This window comes from Bacteroidales bacterium, assembly GCA_012517825.1.
Taxonomy (GTDB): Bacteria; Bacteroidota; Bacteroidia; order Bacteroidales; family JAAYUG01; genus JAAYUG01.
The window spans coordinates 1-11,864 of the sequence record JAAYUG010000136.1 but is presented as its reverse complement, the minus strand read 5'-3'; the positions used below and the strand labels follow the sequence as shown (position 1 = coordinate 11,864).

Below are 11,864 nucleotides of genomic sequence, written 5' to 3'. Positions count from 1 at the left end.
TTTTATTATTTTTGCGCCTCAATAAACAGTAAATAAAAAGAATATGGGAAAAGGAGATAAACGCTCACGTCGCGGGAAGATTGTAAAAGGCACCTCAGGTGTTAGAAGGCTCTCGAAAAGGAATGTAGCCCGCAAGAAAGCAGCCAAACTGAAGGAACAGAAGTAATCCCTTTTGTTCAAGGGTTTTTAGCATTTTTTCATTTGCCTTCATACCAGAAAGCCCTGTTCCATCGGTGCTTCCGGAGTCTCTCCATCAGCGATGGATCAATGTCGGGCATATCGGATACTCTGGTATTCTCTTCAGCCTGCCATACGTTTCGTATTCCGGGTATTACCGTGCTGACAGCCGGATGGGAAAGGGAAAATTTGAGGGCGATCCGCGGCAAGGTCCAGCCGGTTCCCTGAATGTCATGTTCAATGCGCCGGGCGCGTTCAATGGCTCTCTGAAGCCGGTCTCCGGCAAAATACCTGCTCCGGAAATCATCTTCACTGAACCGGGTCTTTTCAGTATACTTTCCCCCCAGCACTCCTTCATCAAAAGGCACCCTGACGATCACGCCAACACCTTTTGATTCGGCCACAGGAAGAAATTCAGCGGCCGGTTCCTGTTCGAAAATATTGTAAATTACCTGTACAGCATCCAGCCATCCTTCCTGCATAAGTCCAACAAGCGAATTCTGGTCATGTTCCGGAGTGGAAATACCCACCATTCTGATCAATCCTTCTTCCTTCATTTTATGAAGCACGCGAAGCGGTTTGGGATCGCGGTTCCATGCCCTGGTCCATGTATGCAGCAAAAGAATGTCCAAGGTTTCGACTCCGAGATTCTTCAACCGTTCTTCGACATTCTCCCTCAGGTACTTTTCAGGATACCTTTCCTCTGCCTTATCATAAGGTGAAGGAGGCCAGTCACCGGGTAGAGGCGGAGTTTTTGTGGATACATAAATCCGCTCTTTTCTTTCCCTGATAACCTGTCCGATAATTTTTTCGCTCCGGCCGTTCCCGTAACCTGCCGCAGTATCAATAAAATTCACTCCAAGGTCGATAGCGTGGTGCAAAGCAGCCAGTGAGTCGGCATCCTGCTGAGGTCCCCAGCTGCCGCCAATAGCCCAGCCCCCGAAACCAATTTCGGAAACCTGAATTCCTGATTTGCCAAAAAAACGGTATTTCATAGAACATTTACATTAAAAGGTGAACCTTATTCTTCCAACGGAAAACGGGCGCTGTGCCAGATCCTGAAATTTCCGGCCGAATCGCTGTAAATCAGATACCCCAGCAGGTCCTTCCTCTTCTCAAGAAACTGCTTGCTCCGGTCAAGCCCCATTACCATACAGGCGGTGGCATAAGCATCTGCAGTAATTCCGTCAGCAGCAATTATGGAGGCACTCAGCAAATTGCTCATCACCGGATATCCGGTATGGGGGTCAATGGTATGGGCAAAGCGAACCCCGTTAATTACATGAAATTTCCGGTAATTGCCCGAGGTAGCAAGTGCTGCATTCCGCAGGGGAACAATAGCCTGCAGTTCGTACCCCGGAACATAGTTGCCTGTCAGCGGCTTGTCGATCCCTATTCTCCATGTCCGTCCGTTAGGATTTTTCCCGCGGGCACGTACCTCTCCCCCGATTTCAACCATATAATTTTTTATGCCAAGTTGCTCAAAATAGCGGGCAACAATATCACAGGTATATCCCTGGGCTATGGCATTAACGTCAATAAAAATCCGAGGGTCTTCTTTTACAATCCTCCCATTGATCAACCGTACTTTTTTATAACCTACAAACTTTAACAGGCTGTCAATCCGCGAGCTGTCTATGCGGGGAAGAGTATCCTTCCCGAACCCCCAGGCATTGACCAGTGGACCGACTGTTATATCAAAAGCGCCACCTGTTGCTTCCGAAACCTCTGAGGCCTTGTTGAATACCTCTGTAAACAGGTAATCAGCCACAGCAGAAGAATCATTGTTGTTGATTCTGCTGATCAATGACTGGGGACGATATATGGAAAGGCTCTGTTCAAATCCTTCCAGAATGGAATCGACCTGGCTTACAAGGTTTCTTCCCTGAGGATCATAATAGGTAATATGGTAGGTGGTTCCCTGGGTATAGCCTTCCAGAAAACGGTATTCCCTGCCCCGTCGGCAACCCGTCAGCATAACGAGCAGTGAAATGATGAAAAGCCATCGGTTTCGGCAGGTACCTCTCATGGTTTTATCCTCCGAAATCATCAAAGGCAATCATTTCGTCAGGAACACCCAGATCATAGAGCATTTTCAGCACCGCATCAATCATCATGGGAGGGCCGCAAAGGTAGTATTCAACTTCCTCCGGCTCGGGATGTTTGCTCAGATATTCATTGAAGAGAACCTGGTGGATGAATCCGGTATAGCCTGTCCAGTTATCTTCCGGCTTAGGTTCCGAAAGAGCAAGGTTGAAGGTGAAATTCGGGAAGGTTTTTTCAATTTCACGGAATTCTTCTTCGTAAAAGACTTCCCGTTTGGACCGTGCTCCGTACCAGTAGGAAACCTTGCGGTTTGTTTTTTCTGTATGGAACAGATGGAAAATATGGGAGCGAAGGGGTGCCATTCCGGCGCCTCCCCCTATGTAGATCATTTCACGGTTGGTGTTTTTGATGAAGAACTCACCGTACGGGCCTGAAATCATGACCTTATCACCCGGTTTTCTTGAGAAAATGTAGCTGGAACATACACCGGGGTTCACCTTCATAAAGGTTCCCCTGGCACGGTCCCAGGGAGGAGTTGCAATACGAACGTTCAGTTTAATGATATTTCCTTCGGCAGGATGGTTGGCCATAGAGTAGGCTCTGAATGTCTCCTCGGTATTCTTCATCTTCAGCGACCACATATCGTACTTGTCCCATTCGTCGCGGTATTCTTCCTCCACGTAGATGTCTTTGGCAAAATCTACTTCAATCCTGGGCACATCAATCTGGATGTATCCTCCCGGTTTAAACTTCAACTGCTCACCTTCAGGAAGTTTTACCACAAACTCTTTGATGAAGGTAGCCACATTCCTGTTGGATACGACTTCGCATTCCCACTTTTTGATACCGAGAACTTCCTCCGGAACAACAATCTCCATATCGCTTCGTACCTTTACCTGGCAACCCAGCCGCCAGTGCTCATTAATCTGCTTTCGGGTAAAGAAACCAACTTCGGTAGGCAAAATTGAACCTCCGCCTTCGAGCACCTGGCATTTGCACAAACCGCATGTACCACCTCCTCCGCAGGCAGAAGGAAGGAACAGCTTCTGCTGAGAAAGAGTTGCCAGCAAACTGTTTCCTGCATTCACTACCAGTTCTTTTTCACCATTTATGCGGATTTTTACAGGACCTGTAGCTGTAAGCTTTGATTTGGCATATAACAAAATACTTACAAGAAGCAGAATGATACTCAGAAAAACAATCAGGCTAAGTACAATAAGTTGCGTTAAACCCATAGGAAATGATTTATCGTTCAGTTAAAGTTTGATCCCCATTAAACCCATAAAGGCAATTGCCAGCAAACCGGTCATGATAAAAGCAATCCCCAGTCCTTTCAACGGAGCCGGTATCTGCGAGTAGCGTGTTTTTTCCCGGATAGCGGCCAGTACCATAATAGCCAGGGCCCATCCCGTTCCCGCCCCCAGACCATATACCGATGCTTCGACAAGAGATCCGTATTCACGCTCCTGCATAAAAAGTGAACCTCCCAGAATGGCGCAGTTAACTGCAATCAAAGGAAGGAAAATCCCAAGCGCATTGTATAAGGCAGGAAAAAATTTCTCAACCACCATTTCAATCAGCTGAACCATTGCGGCAATTACTGCAATGAACAGGAGAAAGCTCAGATAACTCAGGTCAACACTGGCAAAAGATTCTCCCAACCACTGCAATGCCCCTTTCTTCAGGAGATAATTATCAATCAGATAGTTAACAGGCACGGTAATTGCCAGAACGAACAGAACAGCAATACCAAGCCCTGTGGCTGTTTTTACGGTCTTTGATACCGCCAGATAGGAACACATCCCGAGAAAGTAGGCAAAAATCATGTTCTCGAGGAAGACGTTCCGGACAAACAGGTCAAAAAGATTTTCCATGAATAATGCTTTTCACTGTTGGTTTTTCTTATTTTTCAATCAGCTTTTTGTTGATGCTTCTCTGAATCCAGATAATAACACCAACCGTAATCAATGCCATGGGAGGCAGGATCATCAGCCCGTTATTGATATAGCCTGCAGCATACAGGGATTCAGGAATGACCCGGTAGCCAAAGAGTGTACCTGAACCGAACAACTCCCGGAAGAATCCCAGCAGAACGAGAATCATCCCGTATCCGATTCCATTTCCTATACCGTCAATAAAGGAGTCCCACGGTTTATTCGCCATGGCAAATGCCTCCAGACGGCCCATCAGAATGCAGTTGGTAATAATCAACCCCACAAATACCGACAGCTTCTTGCTTACATCATACATATATGCCTTCAGAACCTGATCAACAAGAATAACCAGGGTGGCAATGACCACAAGCTGAATGATAATACGGATTCTTGGAGGAATTGTATTCCTTATGGAAGCAATGATCAGATTCGAAAACCCCGTAACAATGGTAACCGACAAAGCCATTACGATGGCGGGTTTCAGCTGGACTGTGACGGCCAGAGCCGAACAAATCCCCAGAACCTGCACTGTAATGGGATTTTCATCATTCAGTGGTTTTGTAAGTAACTTCAAATACCTCGAAGCCATACCTGTAAATTATTTAGGTTGTTTAAAATAGTTCTGATAAACAGAGAGGCAGGTATCAAGCATAGCCTGCAGACCTTTGCTGGTAATGGTCCCGCCTGAAATGGCATCCACCTTGTTAGGTTCATTCTGTGTTCCTCCTCCCTTGACAACTTCAATGGAGACAAACTGTCCCTGATCATTGAATATCTTCTTTCCACGGAAAGGTTTCTGGAACCATGGCTGATTGATTTCAGCGCCCAGGCCGGGGGTTTCGCCTTTATGGTCAAAAACCGCTCCGTACACGGTGTTGAATTCGGGTTTCTCGTTTCCTGCCGAAGTGTCACGCAGAAAGGAAATGTAACCCCAGATGGGGCCCCACAATCCTTTTCCGTAAAGAGGTATTACGATAAAGGCACTATCCCCCTTGCGGGCTTCATATATTGCCAGATGCCGCTGATTTCGCGGCAGTTTGAGGTCTTCCCGCATGTTCAGCGTAAAGGCATCCACTCCGCTCACAATTTCACCTGCTTCATTAACAACTTTTGTTCCCGTAATATACCGTGAATAAAGTTCTTCGGCATTCTTTGGAGTTGAAGGTACATGCAGTGAAGCCAGAATATTCTGTTTCTTTTCGATCTCCACATTCTTTTCCTGCACGGGTTGCAGCGAAACGGCAGCAATCGTCAGAAGCGTTGCTACGATCACCACGATAATGGTGGAATAAATAAACGTATAGGAATTTTTCTGAACGTCCATAACCGGAAGTTAGTTAAATCAGTTAAACGGTCTGTGCTACTTTCTTTAACCGTTTCATACGACGGTTAATATTTGCCTCAACAATATAATGGTCAATGAGGGGAGCAAAAACATTCATCAGCAGGATGGCCAGCATAACTCCTTCAGGATAAGCCGGATTAAGAACCCTGATGAGAATGGCAAGAACCCCGCACAGAAAACCATAAATCCATTTGCCGGTTTCGGTCTGTGAAGCTGTTACAGGATCTGTTGCCATGAATACCGTTCCAAAAAGGAATGACCCGGCAATAAGGTGCTCCCATGCCGGAAAACGCATGTAATCATTTACAGCAAATGCATTCAGCGTAAGACCCATCAGCAGGCCTCCGAGTACCATAGAAAGCATGATTTTCCAGCTTCCAATTCCGGTGTAAATCAAAATAAATGCACCAATCAGGATAGCCAGCTTGGACGTTTCGCCAATGCTTCCCGGAATAAAGCCAAAGAAAAGATCGTGCACCGAAGGATTATGTCCTGTTGTTCCGGTGGCGAAATTTCCGAGAATGGTGGCTCCGGAAAATCCGTCGGCAACATTCGGATTATTTTTCAGACCGTACACCCAGACCTTGTCCCCTGTCATTTCGCCCGGATAGGCAAAAAACAGAAAGGCACGGGCTGTCAGCGCAGGATTAAGGATGTTCATTCCGGTTCCTCCGAAAACTTCCTTCCCGATGATCACAGCAAAAACAACTGCCAGGGCAAGTGTCCATAAAGGAGTATTTACGGGAATGATCAGGGGTATCAGAAGCCCGGTTACCAGGTATCCTTCGTTTACTTCATGGCCGCGCGCCTGAGCAAAAGCAAATTCAATTCCCAGTCCTACAACATAGGAAACAACAATAAGCGGCAACATCTTCAGAAATCCAAACCAGAAGTTCTGCCAGAGGCCGGCCTGCACACCTATTGAAAGATGGTACTGATAGCCAATGTTCCACATGCCAAACAGCAAAGCCGGCAGAAGCGCTATGATAACCACCGTCATGGTGCGCTTCATGTCGATGGCATCACGAATGTGGCTTCCCTGTGTGGTTACCTTGTCAGGAACAAAGAGAAAGGTTTCAAAAGCGTCAAATGTGCTTTCAAGTTTCTCAAATCGCCCCCCCTTCTGAAACTGAGGTTTGATCTTGTCGAGATATCTTCTCAGAGCGTTCATTACTCGTATTTGTTTTACTGTCTTTTTATTTAACTCATTTCTTTTCTGATCAGGTCAAGTCCTTTCCGGATAATCTGCTGAACCTCGGTCTTTGAAGTGCATACAAATTCGCAGAGGGCAAAATCTTCCTCCGACACTTCATAAATGCCAAGTTTCTCCATCAGATCAATATCTTCTATGATGATGGCCTTCACCAGATGCACCGGATAAATGTCCATGGGAAGAACCTTTTCATATTGCCCGGTCATTACATAGGCTCTCCGGCCGCCATTCAGATTGGTATCGATCCGGTATTCCCGCCCCGGCTGCAGCCAGGAAAAGAAAGAACGCGACATGCTGAATTTGTTCCAACCGGGAAGAGCCCATCCGAGAAACTCAAAATGCTTTCCTTCGGGAATCACCGTTATCTGGGAATCATAAAATCCGATATAGCCTTCCTGACCAATGCGACTGCCGGTAAGAACATTCCCTGAAATATACCGCTTCTCCCCTTCCTGCACATTCTTTTCCACCAGAGGCTTTATGCTTGCACCCAGTATGGTGCGGTAGTATCCCGGTTTCTGTATTTCCGAGCCGGTAACAGCTACCGTTCTGGTGGCATCAAAACGTCCGGTAAGAAACAAACGGCCAAGGATTACCACATCCTGGGGATTGACATACCAAACTATATCGCCTTTGTTGATGGGATCAAGATGGTGAATCTGTATTCCCACATTCCCCGCCGGATGGGGCCCCCTGAAACGGGTTATCCGCACATTGGCAATCTTGCTGTAAACCGAATCTTCCGGAAGAGGGTCGGGAACATTCAGATAAACCCCGCCGCGGGAGAGTTTGCTCAAGGCATTCAGCCCGGTCTGGAATTCCTGCTGAAACTCCTTCAACACAAAGGTATAATCCGGAGCCAGAGGAGCCGTATCAAAACCCGAAACAAAAACTGACTTTGGAGTATCAGCCGGATTGGCAATAATTCCATAAGGCCTCTGACGGATGAATGGCCAGCAGCCGGCCTTCAGAAGCTGGTTTATGATCTGCTCCCTGTCCATTGCCAGAGGATCTCCCGTCGGAAAGGATACATATTCCTGATTCCCGTCTGCTTCCACAACCACTTCAAGGATTGCCCTTCGTTCACCGCGACGCACCGCATTGACCTTGCCACTAACCGGCGAAACAAAAACAATATCCGGATTGCTCTTATCAAAAAACAGGGGCGTCCCTGCTTTGACAGAGTCTCCCGGCTGCACAACCAGTTTGGGAACAAGACCGTAAAAATCAGGAGGTTTTACAGCATACAATGAGGCCGGATCAGAAGGGAAAAACCGTTGCTCCGGCTTTCCTTTCAATCTGATGTTCAACCCCTTACGTAATTTTACAACATCTGACATGTAACTACGTTTATTTTTCAGAAAATACTCAAATTTACAATCTCTGTTTTTATTATAACAACACGGCAAATATATCAACTATTCTCTATATTTATATATTTATATGTAACCCGAAAAAAAATTGTACAATTGGATGGATTATAAGCAAATGCGTTGTAAACAGGTTCACCGGATAGTTTTTTTTGCCGCCTGGCTTTCCGTTTTCTCTGCCGGAGCCCAAAGCCGGAAAAGCTGCATAAAAGACACCATTGCCGATGATCAGATTTTTTCAGTTTCTTTCCACAGGGAGGGTTTTCCGCTCAGTATTCCTTTCATCTATCTTTCTTCTGACGAACACCTTGAACTGATGTTTGATGATCTTTCTCCCCTTCAGCGCGATTTCTCATGGCAACTGATTTACTGCAACCGGTTCTGGGAGGAAGAAGCACTTTCACAGCAGGAATACATGGAAGGATTTCCCGATACCCGGATTTACGACATAAAGACCTCATCCAACACAACGGTTTCGTACCGCAATTTCAGGCTTATTTTCCCGGCAGAAAACATGCAGATTCTTCTGTCGGGGAATTATGTATTGCGCATATATTTTACTGATCATCCCGAACAGACTGTCCTGACCAAACGGTTTTTTGTATCCGAGAATTCTTCAGTTCCCGAAGTATTTTACAAACCGGCCGACGAACCATCAGCCGGAGGCCAGAGTTTCGGAATCAGCTGGGAGGCTCCGGCACAAAAGAACGTCAATCCTGATCATTTTTACCTGTTTGTCCTTCAAAATCTTCGCTGGCAGTTTGAGAAAGAACTCCCTGAAGCACGATCTTCCGGCAAAAAATCTTTTGCCTCTTGCCTTCCGGGAGAGTGTGTTTTTGAGGGAGGTAACGAATACATGAACTTCGACACCAAAAGCCGTCGTTATCAGTCACCCCGCATTAAAGAAATGGAGTTCAAAGCCCCGTATTATCACATTTACCTTTACGACGACAAGGTTGATTCATACAGCCCGTATTTTTTTACGGAAGATATCAACGGAAACTTTCTGGTGGAAAACAATGAAACGACAGAGGATCGGAATGAAGCGGATTATATGTATATACACTTTTCGCTGAATGCCGGTCAGCCGTTCGTTGATGAAGATGTTTACCTTTACGGAGCACTTACCAACAGGAATCTGGCCGACAGGTACCGGATGCAGTATAATTTCCGTTCCCGCAGGTACGAAATCAGCCTTCTGCTCAAGCAGGGATACTATAATTACGAATATATCCTCAAGCCTAAAAAAAGAGCTCCCTCCTATACACTGAACGGAAGTCATTCGGAAACGGGGAATGAATACCTCTTTCTGCTGTACTATACTGATGAAACGCGGAATTACGACCGCCTTCTCGGACTGAAAGTGTATAATACCCTTCTGAGGTGAGCACGGCAATATCGCTTATTCTTCCTCCATAAACGGATAACGGTAGTCGGCAGGAGGAAGGAACGTTTCCTTCATGGAACGGGGTGAAACCCACCGCATCATGTTCATGATGGACCCTGACTTGTCGTTTGTACCGGAACCTCTGGCTCCGCCAAAGGGCTGCTGACCAACAACCGCTCCGGTTGGTTTGTCGTTGATATAGAAATTCCCGGCAGCATGCCTCAGCATATCCACAGCTTTGTCAATTGCAGTCCTGTCGGTTGCAAAAATGGATCCGGTAAGCCCGTACACCGAGGTCTTGTCACACAGCATCAGGATTTCATCGTACTTTTCATCAGGATAAACATATACAGACAGCACCGGCCCGAAAATTTCCTCCCTCATGGTCACATAGGAAGGATCATTTACCTCTATTACTGTTGGTTCAATGAAATAGCCCTTTGACTTGTCATACCCTCCTCCGGCAAGTATTTTTGCCACTCCGGCATCCTTTCGTGCTTTCTCAATATACGACACGATGGAATCGAATGCCGCTTCATCGATTACCGCATTGATAAAATTCCTGAAATCCTCGGTACCGCCCATTCTGAAGGTAGCCATGTCGGCCAGCAACCCTTCCTTTATGGCAGGCCACAGGGACTGTGGAATGTAAGCCCGGGAAGCCGCCGAGCATTTTTGCCCCTGGTATTCAAAGGCACCCCGTGCAAGTGCAGTGATAACAGGCTTAACGGCAGCCGAAGCATGCACCATCACAAAATCCTTGCCTCCTGTTTCTCCAACAATACGGGGGTAGGATTTGTACAAATGGATATTGTTCCCGATGGTTTTCCAGATGTTCTGGAACACTGCCGTGGATCCGGTAAAATGAAACCCGGCAAAATCGGGGTGGGAAAAGATGACCTTTCCTGCTTCAGGCCCTGAAACATACACAAGGTTGATAACCCCGTCGGGTAAACCGGCTTCCTTAAGCACTTCCATGATCACCCGGGCCGAGTAAATCTGGGTATTGGAAGGTTTCCATACGGCCACATTGCCCAGCATGGCAGGAGCGGTAGGCAAATTCCCCGCAATGGCTGTAAAATTGAACGGTGTGAGAGCAAACACAAAACCTTCCAGAGGCCTGTGTTCCATTCTGTTCCAGAATCCTTTTGATGAAGCCGGCTGGTTGCCATAAATCTGCGCCATGTAGTACACATTAAAGCGCCAGAAATCAATCAGCTCGCAGGCTCCATCAATCTCGGCCTGAAAGGCATTTTTTGACTGGCCCAGCATGGTGGCTGCATTGATTTTTGCCCGATACGGACCCGCCAGAAGTTCAGCCGCCTTAAGAAATATTGCCGCACGGCTCTCCCAGGGCATCCTCTCCCAGGCAGGTTTGGCCTTAAGTGCCGCATCAATCGCCATCTGAACATGACGACTGTCTCCTTTATGATAATACCCCAGCGTATGCCCAATATCATGCGGGGGATGAATCCTTACCAGATTTCCTGTTTTTACCTCCTCCCCTCCTATTATCATGGGTATTTCAATCTCTTCCGACCGCATGGAGGCAATGGCCTTCTTCAGCAGGGAACGTTCAACCGAACCCGGTTTGTATTCATATACCGGTTCATTGACCGGTTGCGGAACTTTAAAAAATCCAAGTGCCATATCGTGTAAATTTATTCTTCACCAAAATTCTATATACTCCCGCTAAGAAAGAATGATTTTTCTTCTCCTGAAATATATTTTACAACACATATGTATTTACAATAATTTGTTTTTCAACTATTTAATTATTATGCTCTGAAATATGTTGTAAAATACAGTTTTACATTTCAACTTAGGGGTATATCTTGTTCAGGTTTTGTTGTTGAGGATACTGACTGTAAACCTTCCTAATTTAAATGGACACACCTATGAGTAATTCTTCCGCTTACGGCATACCCTCAATTCTCAGGGAACTGGGTATTGAAGCCATCAACCACGGGGTCAGTCTGGGAACAAGGTTCGCAGAAGCCCACGGAGAAATCCTCCCATCCGTTTCTCCCAATGACGGGGCAGTGATAGCCTCCGTTAAACAGGCCAGCAGGGAAGATTATGACATGGTGGTGAGCAAGGCGCATGAAGCATTCAGGCAATGGCGAAATGTACCTGCTCCTCAGAGGGGAGAAATTGTTCGGCAGATAGGGCTCGCCTTGAGAGAAAAGAAAGAGGTTCTCGGCAGGCTTGTTTCATATGAAATGGGCAAAATTCTTCAGGAAGGTCTGGGGGAGGTTCAGGAAATGATTGACATTTGTGATTATGCCACCGGATTATCCCGTATGCTGTATGGAATGACCACCCATTCTGAAAGGAAGAATCACCGCATGTACGAACAGTATCATCCCCTGGGAATAGTGGGGGTAATTAC

At 46.5% G+C, this 11,864-nt stretch carries 12 protein-coding genes; 3 read left to right on the top strand and 9 right to left on the bottom strand.

Translation table 11 applies throughout. The features are described from left to right. Positions 1–43: 43 nt before the first annotated feature. The gene (locus GX419_09205; protein ID NLI24868.1) at positions 44–166 is read left to right on the top strand and encodes a 30S ribosomal protein THX; all 123 of its coding nucleotides are present in this window, start codon (positions 44–46) and stop codon (positions 164–166) included. Between the two features lie 31 nt (positions 167–197). On the opposite strand, the gene GX419_09200 is transcribed toward GX419_09205, so the two are convergent. The 8 genes from GX419_09200 to GX419_09165 are packed head-to-tail and all read right to left on the bottom strand — an operon-like array spanning position 198 to position 8,055. Next, positions 198–1,172: an aldo/keto reductase gene (locus tag GX419_09200; protein NLI24867.1), complete on the bottom strand. Its 975-nt coding sequence runs from the start codon at positions 1,170–1,172 to the stop codon at positions 198–200. A 26-nt stretch (positions 1,173–1,198) separates the two neighbouring features. Then, positions 1,199–2,206: an FAD:protein FMN transferase gene (locus GX419_09195; protein ID NLI24866.1), complete on the bottom strand. Its 1,008-nt coding sequence runs from the start codon at positions 2,204–2,206 to the stop codon at positions 1,199–1,201. Positions 2,207–2,210: 4 nt separating this feature from the next. Then, positions 2,211–3,458 (bottom strand): NADH:ubiquinone reductase (Na(+)-transporting) subunit F, encoded by a 1,248-nt coding sequence (locus GX419_09190; GenBank protein NLI24865.1) that lies wholly within the window; start codon positions 3,456–3,458, stop codon positions 2,211–2,213. Between the two features lie 21 nt (positions 3,459–3,479). Beyond that, positions 3,480–4,097 (bottom strand): NADH:ubiquinone reductase (Na(+)-transporting) subunit E, encoded by a 618-nt coding sequence (nqrE, locus tag GX419_09185; protein NLI24864.1) that lies wholly within the window; start codon positions 4,095–4,097, stop codon positions 3,480–3,482. A gap of 28 nt (positions 4,098–4,125) precedes the next feature. Then, complete coding sequence (locus GX419_09180; protein ID NLI24863.1) at positions 4,126–4,746, bottom strand: NADH:ubiquinone reductase (Na(+)-transporting) subunit D; 621 nt, start codon at positions 4,744–4,746, stop codon at positions 4,126–4,128. A 9-nt stretch (positions 4,747–4,755) separates the two neighbouring features. Next, positions 4,756–5,481 carry an NADH:ubiquinone reductase (Na(+)-transporting) subunit C gene (nqrC, locus tag GX419_09175; protein ID NLI24862.1) on the bottom strand — a complete coding sequence of 242 codons (726 nt, stop codon included), beginning with the start codon at positions 5,479–5,481 and terminating at the stop codon, positions 4,756–4,758. A gap of 22 nt (positions 5,482–5,503) precedes the next feature. Beyond that, complete coding sequence (locus GX419_09170) at positions 5,504–6,673, bottom strand: NADH:ubiquinone reductase (Na(+)-transporting) subunit B (GenBank protein NLI24861.1); 1,170 nt, start codon at positions 6,671–6,673, stop codon at positions 5,504–5,506. A 29-nt stretch (positions 6,674–6,702) separates the two neighbouring features. After that, positions 6,703–8,055, bottom strand: a complete 1,353-nt coding sequence (locus GX419_09165; protein NLI24860.1) for a Na(+)-translocating NADH-quinone reductase subunit A — start codon at positions 8,053–8,055, stop codon at positions 6,703–6,705. Between the two features lie 133 nt (positions 8,056–8,188). Between GX419_09165 and GX419_09160 the strand changes: the two genes are divergently transcribed. Further along, on the top strand, positions 8,189–9,472 hold the full coding sequence (locus tag GX419_09160) for a DUF5103 domain-containing protein (protein ID NLI24859.1): 1,284 nt from the start codon (positions 8,189–8,191) through the stop codon (positions 9,470–9,472). A gap of 15 nt (positions 9,473–9,487) precedes the next feature. Here GX419_09160 and pruA read toward each other — a convergent pair whose 3' ends face one another. Then, a complete protein-coding gene (gene pruA, locus GX419_09155) occupies positions 9,488–11,122 on the bottom strand; it encodes an L-glutamate gamma-semialdehyde dehydrogenase (GenBank protein ID NLI24858.1) in 1,635 nt (544 codons plus the stop codon). A 248-nt stretch (positions 11,123–11,370) separates the two neighbouring features. Here pruA and GX419_09150 point away from each other — a divergent pair. Further along, on the top strand, positions 11,371–11,864 hold a 494-nt coding region (locus GX419_09150), incomplete at its 3' end, for an aldehyde dehydrogenase family protein (GenBank protein NLI24857.1).

Excerpts from the sequence above, each read along its gene's own strand:
- pruA (NLI24858.1), bottom strand. The coding sequence starts at position 11,122 with ATGGCACTTGGATTTTTTAAAGTTCCGCAACCGGTCAATGAACCGGTA.
- GX419_09160 (NLI24859.1), top strand. The coding sequence starts at position 8,189 with ATGGATTATAAGCAAATGCGTTGTAAACAGGTTCACCGGATAGTTTTT.
- nqrE (NLI24864.1), bottom strand. The coding sequence starts at position 4,097 with ATGGAAAATCTTTTTGACCTGTTTGTCCGGAACGTCTTCCTCGAGAAC.
- nqrC (NLI24862.1), bottom strand. The coding sequence starts at position 5,481 with ATGGACGTTCAGAAAAATTCCTATACGTTTATTTATTCCACCATTATC.
- GX419_09165 (NLI24860.1), bottom strand. The coding sequence starts at position 8,055 with ATGTCAGATGTTGTAAAATTACGTAAGGGGTTGAACATCAGATTGAAA.
- GX419_09180 (NLI24863.1), bottom strand. The coding sequence starts at position 4,746 with ATGGCTTCGAGGTATTTGAAGTTACTTACAAAACCACTGAATGATGAA.
- GX419_09195 (NLI24866.1), bottom strand. The coding sequence starts at position 2,206 with ATGAGAGGTACCTGCCGAAACCGATGGCTTTTCATCATTTCACTGCTC.
- GX419_09170 (NLI24861.1), bottom strand. The coding sequence starts at position 6,673 with ATGAACGCTCTGAGAAGATATCTCGACAAGATCAAACCTCAGTTTCAG.
- GX419_09190 (NLI24865.1), bottom strand. The coding sequence starts at position 3,458 with ATGGGTTTAACGCAACTTATTGTACTTAGCCTGATTGTTTTTCTGAGT.
- GX419_09205 (NLI24868.1), top strand. The coding sequence starts at position 44 with ATGGGAAAAGGAGATAAACGCTCACGTCGCGGGAAGATTGTAAAAGGC.
- GX419_09200 (NLI24867.1), bottom strand. The coding sequence starts at position 1,172 with ATGAAATACCGTTTTTTTGGCAAATCAGGAATTCAGGTTTCCGAAATT.